19 protein-coding genes are annotated in these 22389 nt (G+C 63.3%); 14 read left to right on the plus strand and 5 right to left on the minus strand.

Annotated elements, in window-relative coordinates:
- Positions 1–341 precede the first annotated feature (341 nt).
- Positions 342–1712, plus strand: coding sequence for a cytochrome P450 (locus C7T36_RS20980; protein ID WP_181317496.1), 1371 nt, complete (start codon positions 342–344; stop codon positions 1710–1712).
- 6 nt (positions 1713–1718) lie between these two features.
- Here the strand turns inward: C7T36_RS20980 and adhP are convergent, their stop codons facing one another.
- A complete protein-coding gene (gene adhP / locus C7T36_RS20985) occupies positions 1719–2759 on the minus strand; it encodes an alcohol dehydrogenase AdhP (protein ID WP_172935399.1) in 1041 nt (346 codons plus the stop codon).
- A 329-nt stretch (positions 2760–3088) separates the two neighbouring features.
- Here adhP and C7T36_RS20990 point away from each other — a divergent pair, with 329 nt between their 5' ends.
- The 7 genes from C7T36_RS20990 to C7T36_RS21020 all read left to right on the plus strand — a co-directional run bounded on the left by C7T36_RS20990 (position 3089) and on the right by C7T36_RS21020 (position 10256).
- Positions 3089–3883, plus strand: coding sequence for an SDR family oxidoreductase (locus C7T36_RS20990; RefSeq protein ID WP_045067499.1), 795 nt, complete (start codon positions 3089–3091; stop codon positions 3881–3883).
- 52 nt (positions 3884–3935) lie between these two features.
- Positions 3936–4853 (plus strand): tyrosine-protein phosphatase, encoded by a 918-nt coding sequence (locus tag C7T36_RS20995; RefSeq protein ID WP_045067500.1) that lies wholly within the window; start codon positions 3936–3938, stop codon positions 4851–4853.
- Between the two features lie 146 nt (positions 4854–4999).
- The gene (locus C7T36_RS21000) at positions 5000–5584 is read left to right on the plus strand and encodes a biotin transporter BioY (RefSeq protein WP_172935402.1); all 585 of its coding nucleotides are present in this window, start codon (positions 5000–5002) and stop codon (positions 5582–5584) included.
- The gene (locus tag C7T36_RS21005) at positions 5581–6687 is read left to right on the plus strand and encodes an AMP-binding protein (RefSeq protein ID WP_045067501.1); all 1107 of its coding nucleotides are present in this window, start codon (positions 5581–5583) and stop codon (positions 6685–6687) included. Before C7T36_RS21000 ends, C7T36_RS21005 begins: the two co-directional genes overlap by 4 nt.
- A complete protein-coding gene (locus C7T36_RS21010; RefSeq protein WP_045067502.1) occupies positions 6684–7811 on the plus strand; it encodes a thiolase family protein in 1128 nt (375 codons plus the stop codon). Before C7T36_RS21005 ends, C7T36_RS21010 begins: the two co-directional genes overlap by 4 nt.
- A gap of 10 nt (positions 7812–7821) precedes the next feature.
- Positions 7822–9204, plus strand: coding sequence for an AMP-binding protein (locus C7T36_RS21015; RefSeq protein ID WP_045067977.1), 1383 nt, complete (start codon positions 7822–7824; stop codon positions 9202–9204).
- A 230-nt stretch (positions 9205–9434) separates the two neighbouring features.
- Positions 9435–10256 carry an alpha/beta fold hydrolase gene (locus tag C7T36_RS21020; RefSeq protein WP_045067504.1) on the plus strand — a complete coding sequence of 274 codons (822 nt, stop codon included), beginning with the start codon at positions 9435–9437 and terminating at the stop codon, positions 10254–10256.
- Between the two features lie 121 nt (positions 10257–10377).
- On the opposite strand, the gene murJ is transcribed toward C7T36_RS21020, so the two are convergent.
- Positions 10378–11964 (minus strand): murein biosynthesis integral membrane protein MurJ, encoded by a 1587-nt coding sequence (gene murJ / locus C7T36_RS21025; RefSeq protein WP_045067505.1) that lies wholly within the window; start codon positions 11962–11964, stop codon positions 10378–10380.
- An 82-nt stretch (positions 11965–12046) separates the two neighbouring features.
- Here murJ and C7T36_RS21030 point away from each other — a divergent pair, with 82 nt between their 5' ends.
- Positions 12047–12418, plus strand: a complete 372-nt coding sequence (locus tag C7T36_RS21030) for a hypothetical protein (RefSeq protein ID WP_239654721.1) — start codon at positions 12047–12049, stop codon at positions 12416–12418.
- Between the two features lie 93 nt (positions 12419–12511).
- Here the strand turns inward: C7T36_RS21030 and C7T36_RS21035 are convergent, their stop codons facing one another.
- The 3 genes from C7T36_RS21035 to C7T36_RS21045 are packed head-to-tail and all read right to left on the minus strand — an operon-like array spanning position 12512 to position 15410.
- The gene (locus C7T36_RS21035) at positions 12512–13201 is read right to left on the minus strand and encodes a TetR/AcrR family transcriptional regulator (RefSeq protein ID WP_045067507.1); all 690 of its coding nucleotides are present in this window, start codon (positions 13199–13201) and stop codon (positions 12512–12514) included.
- On the minus strand, positions 13201–14019 hold the full coding sequence (locus C7T36_RS21040) for a Fic family protein (RefSeq protein WP_045067511.1): 819 nt from the start codon (positions 14017–14019) through the stop codon (positions 13201–13203). Before C7T36_RS21040 ends, C7T36_RS21035 begins: the two co-directional genes overlap by 1 nt.
- A complete protein-coding gene (locus C7T36_RS21045) occupies positions 14016–15410 on the minus strand; it encodes a putative nucleotidyltransferase substrate binding domain-containing protein (protein ID WP_052683522.1) in 1395 nt (464 codons plus the stop codon). The genes C7T36_RS21040 and C7T36_RS21045 overlap by 4 nt, the downstream gene beginning before the upstream one ends.
- Before the next feature lie 198 nt (positions 15411–15608).
- On the opposite strand from C7T36_RS21045, the gene C7T36_RS21050 reads away from it, so the two are divergent.
- Genes C7T36_RS21050 through atzF form a run of 5 tightly spaced genes read left to right on the plus strand, consistent with a single transcriptional unit; the run spans position 15609 to position 22366 of the window.
- Positions 15609–17132: an amino acid permease gene (locus tag C7T36_RS21050; RefSeq protein ID WP_045067512.1), complete on the plus strand. Its 1524-nt coding sequence runs from the start codon at positions 15609–15611 to the stop codon at positions 17130–17132.
- Positions 17129–18034 carry an urea amidolyase associated protein UAAP1 gene (locus C7T36_RS21055; RefSeq protein WP_045067513.1) on the plus strand — a complete coding sequence of 302 codons (906 nt, stop codon included), beginning with the start codon at positions 17129–17131 and terminating at the stop codon, positions 18032–18034. The genes C7T36_RS21050 and C7T36_RS21055 overlap by 4 nt, the downstream gene beginning before the upstream one ends.
- The gene (locus tag C7T36_RS21060) at positions 18031–18684 is read left to right on the plus strand and encodes an urea amidolyase associated protein UAAP2 (protein ID WP_033234682.1); all 654 of its coding nucleotides are present in this window, start codon (positions 18031–18033) and stop codon (positions 18682–18684) included. Before C7T36_RS21055 ends, C7T36_RS21060 begins: the two co-directional genes overlap by 4 nt.
- Positions 18681–20693 (plus strand): 5-oxoprolinase/urea amidolyase family protein, encoded by a 2013-nt coding sequence (locus C7T36_RS21065; protein WP_045067514.1) that lies wholly within the window; start codon positions 18681–18683, stop codon positions 20691–20693. The genes C7T36_RS21060 and C7T36_RS21065 overlap by 4 nt, the downstream gene beginning before the upstream one ends.
- Positions 20690–22366 carry an allophanate hydrolase gene (gene atzF / locus C7T36_RS21070; RefSeq protein WP_084702770.1) on the plus strand — a complete coding sequence of 559 codons (1677 nt, stop codon included), beginning with the start codon at positions 20690–20692 and terminating at the stop codon, positions 22364–22366. Before C7T36_RS21065 ends, atzF begins: the two co-directional genes overlap by 4 nt.
- The last annotated feature ends 23 nt before the right edge of the window (positions 22367–22389 follow it).

The following is a 22389-nucleotide window of genomic DNA, read 5'->3' on the forward strand; positions in this document are numbered from 1 at the left end:
GTCGGTCGAACGGTGGATACGTGAATTCGACGTAGTGCGATGCAGGGGATTGAGGGGTTCGCGATGATCGCAGGTGGTTGGATCTGGTTCCTTCCGTTGCCATGGGAATGGCGAATTGCGCTGTCGATTGCCATCCCATGCGAACTCGGTGGTACACAGTGCTATTGATGCACTGAAATGTCGATACCTGACTGACTCTTCGCACGAGAGGGCCGTCGGCACCCGACGGAATCCAGCGGCTTCATGATGTCGGTAGCAGTCTTGGGTCTCGCGAAGTGGGTGTCACCGAGCTGCCCCGTAGACTTCCGGCGGATGTCAGTGCCAACAGCCAGGAGTCGTCAGTGAGCATCGAAGTTCCGCCCCACCCTCCGCGGCGAGTGCCGATTCTCGGCGACATCATCGGGCTGGACCCAGTCAAGCCGATGCAGAACACGGCACGGATTCTGGCGTCGCTCGGTCCGATCTACCAGCGTCGAATTCTGACAATGCGATTGAGCTTCATCGGCGGGGTCGACCTGGCCGAGGATGTGAATGACGAAAAGCGCTGGCAAAAGAACCTTGCCCGGCCGCTACGTCAGCTGCGGCCGATTTCGGGTGACGGATTGTTCACAGCCGAAAATGACGAACCGAACTGGTCCAAAGCTCACGCGATCTTGATGCCCGGCTTCACACAAGCGGCGATGCGCAGTTATCACGACACCATGCTCGATGTCGTCAGGGAGATGGTCGGGGCCTGGGACCATGCCGATGCTCCCGTCGACGTGTCCGAGGAGATGAGCAAACTGACCCTCGAGACAATTGGCAGAGCAGGATTCGGCTATCGATTCAATTCCTACGATCGCGAGGATATCGATCCGTTTGTGACGGCGATGCTCGGAGCTCTGGAATACATTCAGCAGAAGGGCCTCCCGATTCCGGGCCGGGCATTATTCGACCGCCGACGCCGTCGCCGCCACACCACGGACGTCGAATATCTGAACGCGGTGGTCGATCGAGTTGTCGAAGATCGGCAAGTGAACAGTGCCGATCGACCTGACCTCCTGACCTTGATGCTGGAGTCGGTCGACCCGGCCACCGGGGAAAGGCTTGATCCGGTCAACATCCGCTACCAGATCTTGACCTTCCTCGTTGCCGGCCACGAGACCTCAGCCGGCGCTTTGTCTTTTGCCCTGTGGCTGTTGTCCCAGCATCCCGAGGAAGCCGTAAAGGCTCGGGCGGAGGTTGACGCGTTGTGGCCGTCCCGGGAGATTCCGGCGGTCGAGTTCGATCAGGTGGGAAAGTTGCGCGCGGTACGGCGAGTGCTCGACGAAACACTTCGGCTGTGGCCGACGGCTCCGGGGTATTTCCGCGAAGCCAAGGAAGACACTCTCCTCGGCGGGAAATACGCCTTCAAGAAGGGCGACTGGGTCATGGTTGTCCTGCAGCGAGTGCACTGCGACAAAGCAGTGTGGGGCGCGGACGCAGACGAATTCCGTCCGGATCGATTTCTCCCCGAACAGGTCAGGGCGCGGTCCGGTGCCGCATACAAACCATTCGGCACCGGACCGCGCGCATGTATCGGACGCCAGTTCGCATATCACGAAATGCTCATGGCACTCGCAGTGATCCTGCATCGCTACGAGTTCACAGCGGACCCGTCCTACGAACTCGAGGTTCAGGAGCAACTCACGATGCGTCCGCGAGGCTTTGCACTGACGGTTACTCGTCGCTAGTTCAGTTCAGGACTTGCCTGCGGTGTAATCGAGGACGATACGGCCGTCGATCTGACCGGCCTCCATGTCGGTGAAAATGCTGTTGATGTCCTCGAGCTTCCGAAGAGAATAGGTGGGTTTGATCAGCCCCCTGGCGAAAAAGTCCACAGCTTCGGTCATGTCCTTACGGGTACCGACAATCGAGCCACGCACAGTCAATCCCAAGAGCACTGTGGTGAAGATGTCGAGGGGGAATTTCTCGGGTGGGAGCCCGACCAGGGAGACGGTGCCGCCGCGGCGCAAACTGCCGACCGCTTGGGGGAAGGCGTGTGCGTTGACGGCTGTGACCAGTGCTCCGTGAACTCCGCCGCCGGTGAGGGCGCTGATGGTTGCGGCAGGATCATCCACTGTGCTTGCGTTGACGGTGTGTTCGGCGCCGTGTTTGGTGGCGAGTTCCAGTTTGGCGTCGTCGACGTCGACGGCAACCACGCGGAGCCCCATCGCGACGGCATACTGCACCGCGATGTGTCCGAGGCCGCCGATTCCGGAGATCAGTACCCATTGCCCTGGTCGTGTGTCGGTGACTTTCAGTCCTTTGTAGACCGTGACGCCGGCACACAGGATCGGCCCCACCGCGGAGAGATCAACCCCGGCGGGAATGATCGGCGCGTAGCGGGAGTCGACGAGCATGTACTCACCGAATGATCCGTCAACCGAGTAGCCACCGTTCTTCTGGTTGGGGCACAAGGTTTCCCACCCGGTTTCGCAGTACTCACATTCTCCGCACGCACTCCACAGCCAGGCGTTTCCGACAGTGTCTCCGACGCTGATCCGGGTAACCGACTCGCCAACCGAGATGACCGTCCCGACGCCTTCGTGGCCAGGGACAAACGGTGGCGACGGCTTGACCGGCCAATCGCCGTGCGCTGCATGTAAATCGGTGTGGCAGACACCGGAATACTCGACGCGAACCAAAGCCTCGAAGGGGCCTGGTTCCGGGACTTCGATATCGTCGATCGTCAACGGTTCGGTGAACGAATGTACAACCGCAGCTTTCATGGTGCCCATATCTGCACTACTCCTCGCATCAGTCGACTACTTCACGGGACGCAGAGTTATGGCTGGCGTGCGTCCGTCTTCATCATGGTCCCTTTCGCTCTGATGCGCGAAGGTTCGGGGAGAATCCCTGTGCGCAACACTGTGGCATGACTGTGAAACGCGCCTGCTTGGCCCGTTGGCGGTGTACGGCTATGCCTTACAACAGTTTCAAGTATCGCTGGGGGATCAGTTGCCGACAAACGTCGTTCCGTCCCGGTCAGCGGGCTGGGCGCTCTCGCTCCCCGAGCGGGCTCTGCACTATGACAGGCAGCCATTACACATGACGAGGTAGGAGAGCAATGGACATCGCGAAGTACGGGCCGTGGGCAGTAATTGCAGGTGGATCGGAAGGCGTGGGAGCGGAATTCGCCACCCAGTTGGCCGATCAAGGTTTCAACTTGGTGCTGTTGGCGCGCAAGGAAGGGCCACTCGCGGAAGCAGCTGATGCCGGCCGCGCTCGAGGCGTCGAGGTTCGCACGCTGTCGGTTGATCTCCTGGCTTCGGATGCACTTGATCGCATTCGGCAGATAACAGATGACATCGACGTCGGCTTGTTCATCTACAACGCGGGAGCCAACACCTACGGTCACGAATTTGCCACCGGCGATCTCACTCGGTTTCAGTCCGTCATCGATCTGAACATCACCAGTCAGCTGCTGCTCGTCCACCACTTCGGATGTCGGCTCCGAGAACGCGGACGTGGTGGAATCTTGTTGGTGGGCTCACTGAGCGGCTATTTGGGCTCGGCCCAGATCAGCGTCTATTCGGCGGTGAAATCTTTCTGCAGAACTTTCGCCGAAGGGCTGTGGCTCGAGATGCAAGACCATGGCGTGGATGTGCTCGAATTGGTTCTCGGCCTCACTCGAACCCCGGCTATGGCCCGCGCAGGTTTGAACATGGACACGCCGGGCCTTCGCATTTCGGACCCTCGCGATGTTGCCGCCCAAGGGCTTGCGAATATCGCCAACGGTCCCGTCGTGGTGGTGAAAGAGCACGAAACGGCGGCAATCAGAAATAGCGGCCACAATCGGGCCGAGTTGCTTCTGGCATCCCAGGCTGCGGCACGAAAGCTGCTTCCCCCGCCGACGGTCTAACCGCGGTTCATATCCGAAACTTCTTGTGCTCCTTGTGGAAAGGATTGATCAGATGTCATATCGCCCCACGAGCTTGCGTCGAGCGGCCCGAACGTGTGTTGCGCTCGCATCAGCTGGTTCGTTCGTGCTAGCCGGCGCAAGCGCTGCTACCGCGACGCCGATTGATCTACCGTTCTCAGGATCGTCGGAACTCGGCTCGAGTGCGCCGGCTGCCGTCGTGGCACCCCGACTTGCATCGGTGGACAATTTTCGCGATGTGGCAGGTCGGGAAGCCGGTTACATCGGAACCGGCGGCCTGCATGTGCGCCAGGGAGTGTTCTACCGCGCCAACGCGATAACCCCGAGCGCCGAGGACCTCGCGACACTCGAGTCGCTCCATCTGACCGCGGTGTACGACCTGCGGACCGAGGCCGAGATCGCGGCGAACCCGAACACTCTGCCCAGCGGGGTTCGTTACGAGAAAATTCAGGTCCTTGCGGCTGATCCGAGCGGCGACGTCGCCTCCATTGCCACAAAAGAGCAAGCGCTGGCGTATGTCCAGTCCGGCTACCGGTCGACCGTCAGTGATTCCGTCTCCCGTGTCGGATTCGGTGAGCTGTTGACCCAGCTCGCAGATACCCCCGGTGCGCAGATTTTCCACTGCACCGCAGGCAAGGATCGCACCGGCTGGGCATCGGCGCTGCTACTGAGCATTGCAGGTGTATCTCGAGAGACGGTCATGGAGGACTATCTGCTCACCAACGAGTACTCCGCGGCGTCGATCGACGCAAAGGTGGCTCGTATTGCCGCCGCAAAGGGTCAGGAGTACGCCGAGGTTTATCGGTTGCTCCTCGGGGTCGATGCCAGTTATCTGCAGGCGGCATTCGACGAACTGGACAACAACTACGAATCCTTCGACAGCTATCTCGTCGACGGACTCGGCTTGGACGTGGAAACGATCATCAAGCTGAAACTCAAGCTTCTCGTCTGAGTTCGCGTGAGAGGAAATGAAACCGCTGGGCGCGTGACCGATGTGATTGGTCACGCGTCCAGCAGTTTTATGTCGAATGCCGGGACTACTGGTGTAGTCGCAGACCTGCTATCTTGAACGTCGTTCAAGTATCTGAAGGAGTGGGCATGTCAAGTCTCGAGGGCGCCCAGGCGTCGCCGGTCGGCATTCAAGCAAGGGAAATGGCTCAGATCGCGGTGTTCGCGGCGCTGATCGCTGCATTGGGTCTTCCCGGCGCTATCTCGATCGGTATCAGCGGCGTGCCTATCACGCTGCAGACGCTCGGAGTTATTCTCGCCGGTGCGATCCTCGGTGCACGGAAAGGTGTTGCGGCAGTTGCCGTCTTCATGGCACTGACACTGATGGGATTGCCACTGCTGTCAGGCGGACGCACCGGACTCACTGCCCTCGCTGGGCCTAGCGCCGGCTACCTGATCGGCTGGATTCCCGCGGTACTGTGCATCGGCTGGCTCACTGCCAGGATCTTGCCGAAGTATCCGCTTGTGCTGGGTATTTTGATCAACGCGTTTGGCGGAATTGTTGTCGTGTATCTGTTCGGCACGGCAGGGCTCATCCTGCGAACCGACATGGGTATCGGTGCGGCACTGAGTACTAACGTGGCATTTATCCCCGGCGATGCGTTGAAGGTGGTTGTCGCGAGTGTTGTCGCCAAGGGGGTACACCGAGCATATCCAGGACTGATTCGTCGGTGATCGGAGCACTCGGGGGACACGGCGACCAGCGGGCGCTCGATCTCGGCGGCACAGTTCTCACCTATGCAGAACTGGACGCCGCCATCGAGCGATCGCCGCAGGCTGCCGTGTGTGACGCGTCGGCGCTGCCGGTGCTGGAAGCGCTGATCTGCATCTTTGCTGCCGCGCGTCGTGGAACCGCGGTGATCGTGGAGGATCCGGCGACGCGACCCGAGCGCGGCGAAATCGATCCGTCGTCGTTCCTGCTTGTTGCCACGTCGGGTTCCAGCGGCCGGCCACGTCCGCTGGCCAGGACGGCGGCGTCGTGGTTCGACAGCTTCCCCGAGTTCACTACCGTCACCGGCATCGAGGCACACGATCGAGTGCTGATCACCGGGCCACTTCACGCAACAATGCACCTGTTCGGCGCTGTTCATGCACTGTGGCGAGGCGCGTGTGTCACCGACGACCCAACGGATGCGACGGTTGTACACGCGGTTCCCGCCGTGTTGCGACGCGTTGTGCTCGAGGCGCCGCGATTGCGGACCGCCGTTGTTGCCGGGACCATGCTGGACGACGGTGCCCGGTCCGCAGCGTCGGGGATCGAGATAGTCGAATACTACGGCGCTGCAGAGCTTTCCATTGTCGCTGCTCGGCGGGTGCCTGAGCCGATGCGTCTACTCGACAGCGTCGACGCCGAGATTCGCGACGGACTCTTGTTTGTCCGTTCGCCGTATCGAGTGCTGGGTGCGGCGGAGTGGTTCGGTGTCGGGGACAGAGCGATCCTCGGCTCGAACGGGGAGTTGACGATTCTCGGGCGCGGGGAGTTTGCGATCAACGTCGGCGGAACCACGGTCATGGCCGAGGACGTCGAGCGAACCCTGGAGTCAATGGACGGCGTCAGAGGCGCCGCCGTAATCGGTTCGCCGCATTCGGTTCTCGGAGAGACGATCACGGCCGTGATCGAGCACGACGACGCCGTCACTCTCCAGGCAATTCGCGCGCAGGCGCGTGCGTTGTTGGCACGAGAAGCCATGCCGAGTCGCTGGATCACCGTCGACGAACTGCCTCGTACCGGTAGTGGCAAAGTCGCTCGAGGGCTCGTGAAAGAGTTGCACTCATGAATTCCGCTCCTGTTCTGGTGGCCGCACGGCGAAGCCCGATCGGTAATGCAGGCCATGGATTTGCAGACCTCACAACGACGGACCTCGCCGCCCCGGTACTCGGCGAAGTAGATGCTGTGCTGCGTCGATCCGGCATCGAGGCCGACGTGGACGACGTTATTCTCGGAAACTGCATGGGCCCCGGCGGCAATCCTGCTCGTATCGCAGCGCTTGCGGCCGGGCTGGGATTCTCTATCCCGGGCGTCACCGTTGACCGACAATGCGGTTCGGGCCTCGATGCGGTCATGCAGGCCGCGCTGCGCGTACGCAGTGGAAACGACACGCTGATCCTGGCGGGTGGCGTCGAATCCGCCAGTACTGCTCCGTGGCGATACTGGCCGCCCACTTCGGGCGGTGAACTGACGCGATACACCCGGGCGCCGTTTGCTCCGCAGGGCTTTGCCGATCCCGATATGGGTTGTGCGGCAGATGATCTCGCGCGATTGCGTGGCATCAGCCGCGAGCGCCAGGATGCGTATGCAACGCGTTCGCACACGCTCGCGGCAGCGTCGGATTTCTCGTCCGAAACTGTGCCGATCGGGGCCGTCGCCGCTGACCAGCGGATTCGCCGCGGCATGACCGAAGCACGGTTGGCGAGGCTTCGTCCAAGTTTTGGGGTCGACGGCACCGCAACGGCCGGCAACTCGTGTGGCATCTCGGACGGCAGCGCAGTGCTGGCAGTGACGACAGAGTCACTCGCGCAGGGAATGCCGGCGCTCCGAATTCTCGGCACTGCTGTTGCCGGGTCCGATCCGGCATTGCCGGGACTCGGTCCGGTACCCGCCATTCGCTCGCTGTTCGCAAAAACCGGAATCGGTGCGTCCGACCTGGGTATTGTCGAAATCACCGAGGCGTTTGCCTCCGTAGTCCTGGCAGTATCGGACGAACTCGGACTCGACGAATCCATCATCTGCCCGCAAGGCGGGGCAATTGCGATGGGCCATCCGTGGGGTGCTTCGGGAGCTGTTCTGTTGGTGCGCTTGGCAAGTCAGATGCTCGCCGACGGCGGCCCGGAACTGGGGCTCGCAGCATGCGCAATCGGCGGCGGTCAGGGCATTGCGATGCTGGTCGAGCGTGTTTCGTGAGGCTGCAACGATGAGCGAACTTCTGGCGGAACGAATTGCTCGACGAGTTCGCATCAATCCGTCGACGGTCGCAGTTGCCTCGTCGCGCGACGAGATCAGCTACGCCGATTTCTGGACGCGGGTGTGCCGGGTCGCCGCGGGACTGGCGTCGATGAACCGAGTTGCGGTACTGCCGACCTCGGACGTCGAATCATTGGTGGTTGTCGCGGCTGCGATGCGGACGGGTACCAGTGTGGTCCTGCTTCATCGACATCTGCTCGGGTCGCAGTTGGAGCGGGTGCTCGAGCTGTCTGTTCCCGGAGTCGTTGTCGCGGAATCGAAGCAGCACAGGCGGTTGCGCAGGCTGGGGTTCTCGGGTGAACTTGTCACCGCGGTTGATCTCGAAAGTGACGGGGCGTCGAATCAGGCGTCGGCCGACTCCGAACTGTTGATCGGTGTCACGTCGGGTACTACCGGCGAGCCGAAGCTCTTCGTCCGAAATCAGTTGTCCTGGGCACGAACTCTTGATCGATCGGATGCCGTGTTCGACGTCGGTGTCGGAGATCGAGTGTCTGTACCGGGCGTCCTCGACCACACCCACTTTCTGTACGGGGCGCTCCATGCGCTCACCCGCGGTGCCACTGTCGATCTCCGTGGCGCGGAAACAGCGGTGAAAACGGGTGCAACCCATCTGTATTCGGTTCCCACGATCGCCTGGGACCTCGTGCGATCAGGCATCGGCCCGGTCGACTGTGTCCGTGAAGTGATCTCGTCGGCCGCTCGGTGGCCGCGTGCCGGGCGTCACGCGCTGCAGGCGATATTGCCGAATGCTTCGTTGGTGCACTTCTACGGCGCATCGGAATTGAGTTTCGTGTCCTTCGATCGAGGGCTCGGTGACCTCGACGAGTTTTCGGCCGGCGAGCTGTTCGGCGGCGTCGACGCCGAGATTCGCGACGGGCTTGTGCATGTGAAGAGCGACATGCTGTTCGACGGTTACCTCACCGAAACCGGGGTGGTAAACGGCCCGGTCGACGGGTGGATGACTGTCGGCGACAGAGGGCACGTGGAGGCCAGGCGTCTGCAATTGCTCGGTCGTGAGAGCGAGATGCTGATCCGTGCGGGCCTCAAAGTGGAACCAGCGGCCGTCGAAGCGGCATTGACCTCACTGCCTGGGATTGCCGAGGCCGCGTGCATCGGTGTTCCTGACGCACGCATGGGGGAGGCCCCGGCGGTCGCGATTGTTGTCAGCGATCAAGGTTTGCACACCGACACGATCTGGCGGCATTTGAGAACAACCCTTCCCAGTCCGAGTATGCCGGTGCGAATTCTCCGAGTCGATCAGTTGCCGCGCACTCCGCGGGGAAAGCTCGATCGCTCCGCTCTTGCGATTACTCTCACGGAGTCAGAACGGTAGATCACACCGGGCTTCGGCGGTTTCGCGTGGCTGTGGATTGGGATGTGGCAGACAATTTAGTCGTGCACATGAAGACTGGACGCTCACGTGGCGTTCGACATTTGTAGGAAAAGTTGTCGATCTTTGTCTCTAGTGTCGCCGGTGTGGGCATCCGTAGCGTCAGGGAGGTCGGACAGTCGGCACGTGCACGCTTTCAGATCTCCTTCCATCACACGAGAAAAGAGCCAAGGATGCCGTACATCACCACCTCTGACGGAACCGAGATCTACTACACGGAGCAGGGCGCCGGCCAACCCGTACTACTGAGCCACGGGTGGCCACTGAGTTCCGACGCGTGGCAAGTCGAGCTCAAGTTGTTCGCGGACGCCGGGTACCGGGTCATTGCGCATGATCGTCGTGGACACGGCCGCTCGTCGAAGACCTACACCGGCAACGACATGGACACGTACGCTCGCGACCTCGCCGAGCTCGTTGAAACCTTGGACCTGAAAGAGCTTGTAGTCGTGGGTCATTCGACGGGTGGCGGTGAAGTGGTACGGTACGCGGCGCAGCATGGAAAGGGCCGTGTGACAAAGGTGATCACCGCCGGCGCGGTCCCACCGATCATGGTCAAATCGGACGAGAATCCCGAAGGCACGCCCATCGAGGCGTTCGACGGAATCCGCGCTGGTGTGCTGAAAGACCGGTCGCAGTTCTACAAGGATCTGAGCGAGTCGTTCTACGGCGCGAATCGTGACGGCGCTGAGGTCTCGCAGGGCGCGAAGGACGACTTCTGGCGACAGGGAATGTTGGTGAACCTCGCAGCGGCCTATGACTGTGTCAAGGCATTCTCGGAGACGGATCAGACGGCGGACCTCCAGGCGATCGACGTTCCGATGTTGATCGCGCACGGCGACGACGATCAGATCGTTCCCATCGCCGCTGCTGCCGAAAAGTCCGTCAAGCTCGTCAAGAACGGCACCCTCAAGGTGTATCCGGGAGCCCCGCACGGCATTTACGGCGCATATCAGGATGCCCTCGACCAGGACATTCTCGCGTTCATCAAGGGCTAGCGTCGTGCGTTGGTGGTCCCGCACAGTCAGACCCGAGCGGGACCACCATTGCGCTACCGGCCGGAATGCCCGGCGGGTAGCGCCGTACCACGTCAGTTCGGTGGGTGCGGTGCCTGCTTTCTCAACGATTGAGCAGGGCCTTGGCGGTGCGGACTTCGGGGATGCCGATCTTTGTGGCTGTGACGAGGAATGTCGGTGCTCCGAGGACGAGTACGGCGACCAGTGATGCTGCTGCGGCCGTGCGAGGGTTGTCGATCAGTTGGTGTGAGGCCCAGACTGTCATGACGCAGACCCCGCCGGCGGCTATCGACGCCCATAGCACCTTCGAGAATGTTGCAAGCACTGTGTGGAAGCCGAGCAAGCCGTAGCGGTGGCGCAACACGAAGTGCCCGCTGACGGCACCGACGACGTAGGACAGTGAACTTGCGACCGGCAGCATCACCACGATCACCTGGTTTGGTAGACATGCGAGAGCGAGTGTAACGACGGAGACCTTTGTGACCACCATTGCGGCGTTGATCAAGGCTGGCGTGCGCATGTCATTGCCGGCGTAGAAGACCCGCAGTTGCAGCATGACCAACGCGAACGGCGGAAGCCCGAATGCCGACAGTGCCAGCGCCACACCGATAGTGCGAGCGGCATCGACATCGACGCGTCCGACGAACATTACCGTGGTCAGTATCGGCCCGAGAAGGGTCATCGCGACTGCGGCGGGGACGAGCGCAACAACCGAGTACCGGGCAGCGCGGCCCATGTCGGTGACCAGAGCGTCACGGTCCCCGAGCGCCACCGCGCGGGAGATGCGCGGCATGAGCACGGTCAGCAGGGACACCCCGAGGATGCCGTACGGCACCTGGAACAGCAGGTCGGCGTACGTATAGGTCGAGACTCCGCCATGGCTGAATGCAACTCTGAGCACGAACGTGACGCCTGCCTGACTGATCGCGACATACAGCAGCACCCAGCCGAGCAGCCTTGCCCCGACGCGGACCGGGCGCCACGTGTACGGCACCGGGCGTACCCGCCAACTCCACCGGAATCCGGTACGACGCAACGCGGTCACCGTCCACACGGCCTGTCCCACGATGCCGATCGTTGTCCCGATGCCTAAGACGAGAACCTGTGCGGTGGTCATCGTCGACGGCAGCAACGTCACAGGTCCCGGTATCGCAGCGAACACCACGACCATCGCGAGCACGATCACGTTGTTGACCACCGACGCCCAGGCCGCCGGCGCATAGCTTTCGCGGATATTCAGCACGGCTGTCGCGGTCGCTGCGATCGCGTAGAAGAAGATCTCGGGCAACAGCAAGTACGCCAGCGCGGTTGTCAGCTGTGTCTGTTCGGTATCCGACACCAAGGCGGCGACGAGGAACGGGGCGCACGCCACCGCTATGGCGGTGATGACAGCGGCGCCGAGAATCGTCGCCAGCAGCAGGCGTTGGGTGAAAACCCGCGAATAGGTTCTCCCGCGGAGTCGTGCCCTTGCCAGAACAGGGATCAGGACGCTGCTCATCACGCCGCCGAGGAGCAGTTCGTACACCATGTTCGGCATGCTGTTTGCGCCGTTGTAGGCGTCACCGACCACAGCAGTGCCTAGCACCGCGGCCAAGGCAAGGGTGCGGATAAAGCCGGTTGCGCGACTTGCTGCGGTCGCCACCGCGACCGCACCGGTTGTACGCGCGAATCCGTTTTGAGAAACCGCCATTCGACCATCGTGCCCTAACGTCGCTCATCGAGGAGGCTGTGCAAGCGCGGCACTGTCGACGAGCCGTAGGTAGGGTGTGCCGGTGATCATCGCCGTCGAAGGGCCTAGTGCCGCAGGTAAGACCACGTGGTGCCGAGCCAGTCGCAGGCGGTTCGTCGCTGAATACAGCCCGACGGGTCAGGAACCGGACGGATCCGACGCTATGGAACAGGCGGCATACTGGGCGCGGGTGAATGCACACCGTTGGATGCAAGCGTTAGCGCTCGAGGATGCGAGTAGTGACGCGATATGCGACAGCGATCCGCTGAAACTGCACTACAGCTGGTGTCTGGCCGCTGTAGGGGTGGAACCGATTACCCGATTCGAGCACGAGTTCGCCGCAGTTCGGCAGATGTTTGCACAGCGTCGACTCGGATTCGCAGATTGGCCGGGTCATTCACGGTTTCCCCACTGAGGGTGACATCGCCACGCCGGCACAACCGCGCCCGAATCGTTACGACCTGAACTTGCTCGACAGATTGCTCGACGAACTTCCCACACTGGCGCACTAACGTTGTCCGCCGGAGTACTCGTCAAGAAGTGCCGTTGTACGAGAAGCAAGTTCAGCGGTCGGCCCTGTCCAGCCGAGGATCCGAATCGAGGCATCAGCGATCACCTCCGGCGAAGGTGAGGCACTGGAACCTTCCGCTTCAGCGTCCGACCTTGTGTTGATCACCGTCTCGACGAGTCGGAACGGTAGCTGCGCAATGCGGAGATCGACTTCGGCGTCAGGATTGATCTGGACCAGCGCGTCACGGGCGAATTCCGTGTACAGATCCATGAGTGTTCCGCGTTGCGCTCGGAACGGTTCGAATCGTTCGGTCCGTAGCTCCGGTAGCAGGTAAAGGGCACCAAGATTCCATCGCGAGTTTGCGAGTTGCTGCGCGTCGAAGCAGGTCAGGGCGTACATACGCACTGCGGCGGATTCCGGGCTCTCGCGCATGTCTTCCGCAAAAGCCAAGGGGGAGGTGACTGTCCCGACAAGCAGCGCGGTCAGCAGGTCGTCCTTGTTTGCGAAGTGGTGGTAGAGCGACGCCTGCCGGATGCCCACTGCGTCGGCGATCATTCGGGTCGACGTACTGGTGAAGCCTCCGGTGGTGAACAACTCGGCCGCGGCATCGAGAATCTCATCGCGTGCCGTTGCTCCGGGACGCTTGCGTGTCGACAGCCGTGGGCGGCCGGCTCCGGTTGTGGTCATCACACCATCCTTCCATCACTGCGGTCTACGAGTGCGCGCCGCAACACGGGAATCATGGGTCGCGGCGACGGTGCGCCGGTGCGGCGAAAGGGAGACGAATCACGAGAGGCGGCAACCCATTCCGCCGCATCGATACCCGACAGGTCGAGGAGGAACCCGGTCGAGCTTACGAGTTGGTGCAGGAGCAGGGTGCCGGTACGGCCGTTTCCTTCGCGAAACGGGTGCGCGTGGTTGTAGGTGACATAAACAGTGGCCAGCGCGTAGGCCAGGCGTCCGCGGTCCGCGCGGTGCCAGTCCGTCGCGGCAACCGCGATCTCGACTTCACGCAGATAACGGCCGATCGTCCCGACCGGCGCGAAACCGTCCCCGTTCTTGGTGATGTCGACGATGCGTTGCTGCCCCGCCCATCCGAACACGTCACCGAACACACGCCCGTGCAACCCGAAGATGTACTCGGCGTCCACCTGGCGCGGAGTCGGCGCTTGTTGCAGATGCGCTTGGAGCAGTCGGGCTGCGGTCGCGACGTACTCGACGTCCCGAAGCTGGGTCCGGTCTCTGAATCCGAAGTTGTTGCGCAGCACAGAAGTCCCGGTGACAAGGTACGGACGAGGTAGCGCCAGTCGTAACCTCCGGCGTGGGACCGCGCGCGTCGACGCGGCACTACGGTGGCGTTCGATGTAGTCCTCGTACGTGAACATGCCGACGGCCAGCGCGTCCAGATCGGTGAGGTCGTCGCCAGTGGGCTGCCATCCCTCGAGTCGCTCGGCCGCCACGGTCTGAAGGACCGCGTGACGCTGAGCGGCGGTCAATTCCGTCATGCCGGCGGCCCCGTGTATGCGAGTTTCCGTTGTATCCCTGCGATCTCGCGGACGGCGCTCGCGAGCAGACTCCGGTACAGGGGCGTCAGCGAGTCCAGTGCCAGGACGTCGGTCGGGGCCTCGCCGCGCTCGATCTGCTCGCACTGATGCCGTAGCCGGATCTGAGCCAGCACGTCGAACGACTCGGCGAGCATCGTCGCGTCGTCGTCGGGCAGGATTCCCGAGTTCGCTGCCGTTCGCAGTCGCACGGTGGTTGACGGGTCCGCGCAGCCTGCGGCGAGCCCAGCCCACCGCGCGATGTTCACGATCGGCATCACGCCTTGTGCCTTGATGTCGACGGAATCGGTGCGGCGGGTGAGACGCTCGCGCAGTGAATGCATCCGCGCCTTACCTTCGACTGCTTCCTTGAGCAGCAGTCGAAGCGCGTCGGGATCGAGTCGCTCGGATACGACGGGGGACAGAGCAAGTCGGTTGTCGCCGAGCGCAACGCGACTGTCGGCGAGCAGTGACACCATGACGATGCCCTGATCGGCATAAGGATCGGCGAGCCAGCCGTCCAGTCCCCGCAGCCAGTCGGATTCGGAACGCGCGAACCGCGGGCTCGACGCTACCGCCCCGTTGGCGTCCGAGGGGAGTCCGCAGCGTTCCAGTAGTTCGTGCACCCGCTTTCCGTACGCGGTTTCGCGGGCCTGCTGTTCGGGACTGTCGTCGTTCGCCCAGATCAGGGCACTGTCCACATCGGAACTTGGCATGGCCTCGCGGCGGGCGATGCTGCCGAGTGAGAGCCAGGTTGAACCGGGATGGCCTTCGGCGAGCAAGCTCGCGGCTCGGGTGACGGCGGCGTCCATGAGTACCGACGCGATCGCGCTGACGTCGAGCGCCGCTACGCGCGCTCGCCAGAGTCCCACTGCAAGCTCCGGTATCCGTGCTGTCGCAGCTACGAGTTCGTCGGCGTCGGCGGCCTGAGAAATTGTGCTGCGCACCAGAAATCCGCTCCGAGTTGCGGTGGCGAACAGATCCGCGTCCTCGACCACACCAAGAACGTCGCCGCGAGCGGACAGTACCGGCAGGTGCCGCACGCCGCGTTCGAGCATATCGAGCAGCACGTCCGCGCCGAGCCGGTCAGCGTCGGCCGTGTGTACGGGAGTGGTCATCACCTCGGAAACGGGGGTGGTGGTGCCCAGTCCGGCCGCGACAATCCTCCGACGGAGGTCTCCGTCGGTGAAGATGCCCAGCGCATTCCCGCGGATGGGGATAAGTACGTACCGTCGGCCGGCTGCGGTCATGGCGCGGGCAGCGTCGGCGGCGGTTGTCTCAGGGCCGCAGGTCAATGCAGGACCACGCAACAACTCGCCCACCGGAAGCATCGATGGATCGCGGACGACGTTCATGGCCCTTATCTAATGCTGTGCCGCTCTGTCGGGTGTCACCGACTACCCGCGTGAGGGTTCGGAAACGTTCCGGTAACCGATGTCATCGACTCGCAACGCAATCGCTACACAGCGAAACATGAGAGACACCAGTAGGGAACGGGAGCGCAGAAAACTGTCAACTGACAGGAATACAGCCCCCAGGCCCCAGGAGAATCAATGACGATCGCGGCATCCAAGCCCAGCGACGACAACGACCTCGCCGAGTTCGGCTACGAGCAGCAACTGCACCGCTCGCTCGGCAAGTTCGCGTCGTTCGCGGCGGGCTTCTCGTTCGTCTCCATCCTGACCACGATCTTCCAGTTGTTCGGACTCGGCTTCAGCTTTGCCGGACCGGCATTCTTCTGGACGTGGCCCTGTGTGTTCCTGGGCCAGTTCATGGTGGCGCTGAGCTTCGCCGAACTTGCTGCGCGGTATCCGATCTCAGGGGCTATCTACCAGTGGTCCCGGCGGATGGGCGGCGAGATCATCGGGTGGTTTGCCGGATGGTTCATGATCATCGCGCAGATCGTTACCGCCTCTGCGGCGGCGATCGCCCTGCAGGTGGTGTTGCCAAACGTGTGGAGCGGATTTCAGATCGTCGGCGAGGACAGCTCGCTGACATCGTCGAGTGGCGCGACCAACGCGGTACTGCTCGGTTCGGTGCTGTTGGTGCTCACGACAACGATCAATTGCGTTGGCGTGAACTGGATGTCGCGCATCAACAATATCGGCGTGACCTGCGAGATCATCGGCGTCATTGCGGTGATCGGCATGTTCTTCACCCACGCCCAGCGTGGCCCGCAGGTGGTATTCGACACCGGCGCCGCAGGCAGCGAGCCCGGCTACATCTGGGCCTGGATCGTCTCGGGATTGATGGCCGCGTACGTCATGGTCGGCTTCGGCTCGGCAGGCGAGCTCGCCGAGGAGACCCGTAATCCGCGTCGCGTCGCACCGCGCACCATTCGGTTGGCACTGTCGGTGTCTGCTCTTGGTGGTGGCCTGATGATCGTCGGCGCGCTGATGGCAGCGCCGAGCCTCACCGACGGTCGGCTCGCCACCGAAGGCTTGCCGTACGTGCTCGGCGCAATCCTGAGCTCCCCGTGGGGCACCCTGCTGCTGATCGACGTCGCTATCGCGGTATTCGTCTGTACCCTCGCGATTCAGACCGCTGCGTCCCGGTTGATGTTCTCCATGGCCCGCGACGGCCGCCTGCCCGCATCGAAGACCCTCTCGAAGGTCAACGCCCGCACCGGAACTCCCATCGCGCCGTCCGTCCTGATCGGTATCGCTTGCATCCTGGTGCTCGCGGTCAACGTCGGGAACTCGGCAATCTTCACGACACTGTCGAGTGTGTGCATCGTGCTGATCTACCTTGCCTACCTGATGGTCACCGTTCCGCTGCTGCGTCGACGGTTGCAAGGCTGGCCGCACGGAGATGTCCAGTACGACTCCGAAGGCCGAAAGCTGTTCTCACTGGGCGTCTTCGGCGTCCCGGTCAACATCGCGGCGGTGCTGTACGGAGCCGCAATGGTGATCAACCTGTCCTGGCCGCGCGCCGAAATCTTCAACCCGTCCGGTGACATGCCGATCCTGCAATGGGCCGCCCCGATCACCGTGATTGCCGTCGTCCTGGTGGGCGCTCTCTGCTACCCGCGCGGCAAAACCGTTCCGAACCCCGTCACGATTGGAGCTACGAAGTGACCACGACCGACACTGCCACCGACACCACAGCAGCCGCCCGCGAACACGCCCGCTCGCAGGCCCGTGCGATCACCGACTCGATGCCCGTCCTTCCCGCCTCCGATTGGCCCACGCCTCCGGCGGGTATCGACGCTGACCGGCTCACCTGGGCGGAGACTGTGCCCAGCGGCCGCTACACCTCGAAGGTGCTGGCCCGCGGCACGCGGCTCCGATTGCGCGACATCGCCGGCAGTGCCTGCGCGAACCTGCTGCTGTACCGGGCCGACGCTCCGCACGAGCGGCTCAACATCGCCGATACCGTCAAGGTTCCGTGGCAGGCGTACCTGAGGGTGGGGCATCCGCTGCTCTCCGACCAGGGACGGGTGCTGGCCACCGTTGTGGCCGATACCTCCGGTCACCACGACGCGTTCTGCGGAACCACTTCACTGGCTACGAACACAGCCAAGTACGGCGAAGGATCCGTCCATTCGGGTGCGCCCGCGGGCCGGGAACTGCTGACACTGGCTGCGGCCAAACACGGTCTGACCGCGCGTGACCTGCCGCCGGTGCTGTCCCTGTTCCACGGAGTGCGCGTCGAGTCCGACGGCGGACTCACCAGCACCGGAAATGCCGGCGCCGGAACAGAGCTGGAGCTGCTGATTCATCTCCCGGTGATCGTGCTGATCGCCAATACCGCACACCCGCTTGACCCGGCCACAACGTTCGGCACCACATCCCTCGAGGTAGTGGCATGGACGGCACCCGAGGATCTGGAGGCTCTGCCGAACAACGATCCCGAGTACCGCCGCGCAGTCCTCAACACCGAGGACGCCTGGAACGCCGCCAAGCCCGTCAATGAAGCACAGCCCGTCAATGAAGCACAGCCCGTCAATGCAGCACAGCTCGGAAGGGACGCCAAATGACCACCGCCGTAGACACTCCCGCTCTTGTCCCCGGAGCCGTGATCCTCGATGACACTGTCGGCGCCCGCGGACCCTGGTCCGCGATCGTGCGGGCCGGTGACGTCCTGACCATCGTCGACCTGCACGGCAATCAGGCCGTCGACTCCCTCTTCTATGCTGCCGATGATCATGCTGTTCGGTACTCGGCCGCCGCAACTGTTGCAGCTCAGCGCAATCTGTTTCTCACGACAGGGTCCGTGCTTCGCGCCGACGACGGAACAGCTCTGATGACGCTTGTCGGTGACGAGGTCGGCAACCATGACACCGTCGGTGGCGCGTGCTCGCAGGAGTCGAACACCCTGCGCTACGGCCACCACACCAAGCATCAGCACGCGTGTGTCGAGAACTTCCTGATCGAGGGAGCCAAGTGGGGCCTTGGTAAACGAGACTTGGTCTCCAACATCAATTTCTTCATGAACGTGCCGGTCGACGCGGACGGCACACTCGGCATTGTCGACGGGCTCTCCGCGCCGGGTAAGCGCCTCGCCCTGCGCGCTGAGATCGACACGCTTGTACTCGTATCGAACTGCCCGCAGATCAACAACCCCTGCAACGGTTTCGACCCCACAGAGGTACGGATGATCGTGACCCGTCCGGAGGAAGAGCGATGACCGAGATCACCGTTCAGCGCCCCGGTATGTTGAGCACCGTCCAGGACTGGCCAGGCCGCGTCGGCTACTGGCAGATCGGTGTTCCCCCGTCAGGCCCGATGGACGACCTGTCTTTCAGGCTCGGCAACGAAGCACTCGGGAACGAACCGGGAGCCGCCGGGCTCGAATGCACGATGGCCGGACCAGCACTGCGATTCGCCGAGGCCACCGTCGTGTGTGTCACCGGCGCACCTGCCACTGTCCGAGTGAACGGACTGCAGGTCCGGGCCTGGGCGCCGGTGCAGGTTCCCGCCGGCGGTGTCCTCGACGTCGGGGCGACAACAGGTCCGGGACTACGGATCTACGTGTTGGTCCGCGGCGGGATCGACGTGCCCGACTACCTGGGCAGCGGTGCGACGTTCACGCTCGGCAAGTTCGGCGGTCACGAGGGGCGGACGCTGCGCGAGGGTGACGTGTTGAGCTGCGGAGCGGGGCCATGCAACCCCGGTGCCGCCCAACCAGTTCCGATGGAACACGTACCGGTGATCGGTGGCCGCTGGGAGATCGCCGTTACCGAGGGTCCACACGGCGCACCGGAGTTCTTCACCCGCAACGATATCGACACGCTGTACGCCACCGACTACGAGGTGCACTTCAACTCCGATCGCACGGGCGTCCGGTTGATCGGCCCGCAGCCTGACTGGGCGCGCAACGACGGCGGCGAGGCCGGACTGCACCCCTCGAACATTCACGACAACGCCTATTCGGTTGGCGCACTGGACTTCACCGGTGACACCCCCATCCTGCTCGGGCCGGACGGTCCGAGTCTGGGTGGATTTGTCTGCCCGGTTACCGTCGTATCCGCGGAACGGTGGAAGCTCGGCCAACTGAGCCCCGGCGATACGGTTCGATTTGTGCCGATCCGCGCCGATCGTGCCGCATCGAAAGGTCAACTGGGCCTGAGTCGGCGCGCGAGCCTGCCGGCAGTGTTCAGCGACGGCGGCGACGGGGACGACGGAGTGATCGCCCGCCGCGACGGCAAGACTGCGGTGACGTATCGCCGCTCGGGCGACGACAACGTTCTTGTCGAATACGGGGACATGACGCTCGACCTCGCGCTCCGGGCGCGGGCGCACGCGCTGCATCAGCGTCTCGAGGCAGAGAAGCCGGCTGGGCTACTCGATCTCACCCCCGGCATCCGGTCGCTGCAGGTGCGCGTCGACCCTGATGTGCTTCCGGTGTCGAAGCTGATGGGTTTGCTCGCCGAAGCTGAGGAACAGATCCCGGATTCGTCCGAACTCGTGGTCCCCAGCCGATCGGTGCGGATGCCCTTGTCCTGGGACGACCCGTCCACCCGCGAGGCGATCAAGCGCTACATGCACGGTGTTCGTGCCGATGCGCCGTGGTGCCCGTGGAACATCGAGTTCATTCGGCGCATGAACGGGCTGGATTCGGTCGCTGACGTCTTCGACACGGTCTTCGACGCCGAGTACCTCGTCCTCGGACTCGGCGACGTCTATCTCGGTGCGCCGGTTGCCACTCCGCTCGACCCGCGACACAGGTTGGTCACCACCAAGTACAACCCGGCACGTACCTGGACGCCGGAGAACGCGGTCGGTATCGGCGGCGCGTACCTGTGCATTTACGGCATGGAGGGGCCAGGCGGCTACCAGTTCGTGGGACGCACCACCCAGGTGTGGAACCACCGTTATCCCGAGAAGTCCGGACCGTTCGAGGACGGTACGCCCTGGTTGCTACGGTTCTTCGACCGGATCTCCTGGTATCCCGTCGAGCCGGACGAGTTGCTCGAACTGCGCGCCGAGACGGCGGCAGGTGGGCCTGGCGGCGTGCAGATCACCGACGGCAGTTTCTCCCTCGCCGAACACGAGCAGTTCCTGACCGACAATGCGGACTCCATTGCGGCATTCCGTGCAACTCAGGCCGTAGCGTTCGGCGCCGAGCGGGACGCGTGGTCAGCTGCAGGTGAGTTTGCCCGCACCACAACAACAGTCAAGGAGGTAGCCGCGTGAGCGCGACCGAGCGGGTATCGGCGGCATATCGGTCGATCGAGCGCGTCGACCGGCCGGAGATCTGGATACACCTGCGCCCCGAGGTCGACGCGATGGCCGAGGCCGCGCGCGTCGATGCCTCCACCGCTGACCTGCCGCTACGAGGTCTGGTGCTTGCAGTAAAGGACAACGTCGACGTGGCAGGCTTACCCACCACCGCCGGATGTCCCGAGTTCGCCTACACACCCGCGGTCGACGCGGCCGCCGTTTCGGCTCTGCGGGCGGCGGGCGCAGTAGTGCTGGGTAAGACGAACCTCGACCAGTTCGCCACCGGACTGGTCGGCACACGCAGCCCCCACGGCGCTGTGCGCGACTCGCGTCGGCCGGAGTACATCTCGGGTGGCTCGAGTTCTGGATCCGCGGTAGCTGTTGCGCTCGGGCTGGTCGACATCGCGATCGGTACCGACACCGCAGGGTCCGGCCGTGTTCCAGCAGGTCTGCAGGGCATTGTCGGCATCAAGCCGACCGTCGGGGTCGTCTCGACCGAGGGAGTGGTCCCGGCGTGCAGTTCCTACGATTGCGTGACCATTTTCGCGGCGGATCTGGCCGGCGCCGAGTCTGCGATGGCCGTGATGGCATCAGGCGCACCGGGCCGCCAGTGGCCGAGCGACGTCCGGTTGGCCGCGCCGCCGCGGCCACGCGTCGCAGTTCCAGCTGTGTTGCCCGGACTCGACGAGCAGTGGGCGGCAGCGTTCGGAGCAGCTGTCGAACAGCTGCGGGCTGCGGGTGCCGAGGTAGTCGAGATTGACCTGACGCTTTTCCTCGACGCCGCGAAGCTGCTGTACGACGGTGCGCTTGTCGCTGAAAGGTATGCGGCGGTAGGCGAATTCGTCGACGCGCACGCCGATGCGGTGGACCCGACGGTACGTTCGATCATTGCGCCGGCCGGAGTCATACCGGCACATCGACTACTCGCGGACCGGGAATTGTTGGCGCAGTTGCGGAACCGGGCGATGAAGGAGCTCGACGGACTCGATGCCCTCATGGTGCCGACGGCCCCGGAACATCCGACGATCGCCGACGTTGCGGGCGATCCGATCGGCGTGAACTCCCGTATGGGCACGTACACCAACTTCTGCAATCTCTTCGACCTGTCAGCTGTCGCGGTTCCAGCTGGTAGGGCAGGCGATGCGCAGTTCGGGGTGACGGTGCTGGCGCGTGCGTTCGAGGACGGCGTCGCTGCTGACATCGCGGCGATGGTGAATGGCGACCAGGCAACCGGATGGACTTCAGCGCCCGCGGACACGGTCGAGCTGGCAGTATTCGGCGCTCACCTGCGCGGTCAGCCGCTCGAGCATCAGCTGACCGGACTCGGTGCCCGCTGGTGTGGGCCGGTAGCCACCGCTCCGCGCTACCGACTCAGTGCGCTGGACACCGCGCCACCTAAACCAGGATTGATCCGGGTGAGCGAGGGCGGCGAGTCGATTGTGGGGGAGCGCTGGCAACTCACTCCCGCCGCACTCGGCACATTTCTCGCGGCACTGCCGACGCCGATGATGCTCGGATCGGTCGAATTCGACGACGGCAGTTGGGGAACCGGGTTCGGCTGTGACCAGGAAGTAGCGTCCACGGGCAAAGACATCAGCGAGTACGGAGGTTGGCAAGCTGCACTGGCGGCCGGGGCGGTGGGTTGACCTGGCAGTGCTATGTCCGCGTT

It is taken from the genome of Rhodococcus sp. AD45-ID (assembly GCF_003023755.1).
GTDB classification, from domain to species: domain Bacteria; phylum Actinomycetota; class Actinomycetes; order Mycobacteriales; family Mycobacteriaceae; genus Rhodococcus_F; species Rhodococcus_F globerula.

Excerpts from the sequence above, each read along its gene's own strand:
- C7T36_RS21065 (WP_045067514.1), top strand. The coding sequence starts at position 18,681 with ATGACCGAGATCACCGTTCAGCGCCCCGGTATGTTGAGCACCGTCCAG.
- C7T36_RS21010 (WP_045067502.1), top strand. The coding sequence starts at position 6,684 with ATGAATTCCGCTCCTGTTCTGGTGGCCGCACGGCGAAGCCCGATCGGT.
- adhP (WP_172935399.1), bottom strand. The coding sequence starts at position 2,759 with ATGGGCACCATGAAAGCTGCGGTTGTACATTCGTTCACCGAACCGTTG.
- C7T36_RS21045 (WP_052683522.1), bottom strand. The coding sequence starts at position 15,410 with ATGAACGTCGTCCGCGATCCATCGATGCTTCCGGTGGGCGAGTTGTTG.
- C7T36_RS20990 (WP_045067499.1), top strand. The coding sequence starts at position 3,089 with ATGGACATCGCGAAGTACGGGCCGTGGGCAGTAATTGCAGGTGGATCG.
- C7T36_RS20995 (WP_045067500.1), top strand. The coding sequence starts at position 3,936 with ATGTCATATCGCCCCACGAGCTTGCGTCGAGCGGCCCGAACGTGTGTT.
- C7T36_RS21015 (WP_045067977.1), top strand. The coding sequence starts at position 7,822 with ATGAGCGAACTTCTGGCGGAACGAATTGCTCGACGAGTTCGCATCAAT.
- C7T36_RS21035 (WP_045067507.1), bottom strand. The coding sequence starts at position 13,201 with ATGACCACAACCGGAGCCGGCCGCCCACGGCTGTCGACACGCAAGCGT.
- C7T36_RS21040 (WP_045067511.1), bottom strand. The coding sequence starts at position 14,019 with ATGACGGAATTGACCGCCGCTCAGCGTCACGCGGTCCTTCAGACCGTG.
- C7T36_RS21060 (WP_033234682.1), top strand. The coding sequence starts at position 18,031 with ATGACCACCGCCGTAGACACTCCCGCTCTTGTCCCCGGAGCCGTGATC.
- murJ (WP_045067505.1), bottom strand. The coding sequence starts at position 11,964 with ATGGCGGTTTCTCAAAACGGATTCGCGCGTACAACCGGTGCGGTCGCG.
- C7T36_RS21000 (WP_172935402.1), top strand. The coding sequence starts at position 5,000 with ATGTCAAGTCTCGAGGGCGCCCAGGCGTCGCCGGTCGGCATTCAAGCA.
- C7T36_RS21020 (WP_045067504.1), top strand. The coding sequence starts at position 9,435 with ATGCCGTACATCACCACCTCTGACGGAACCGAGATCTACTACACGGAG.
- C7T36_RS21050 (WP_045067512.1), top strand. The coding sequence starts at position 15,609 with ATGACGATCGCGGCATCCAAGCCCAGCGACGACAACGACCTCGCCGAG.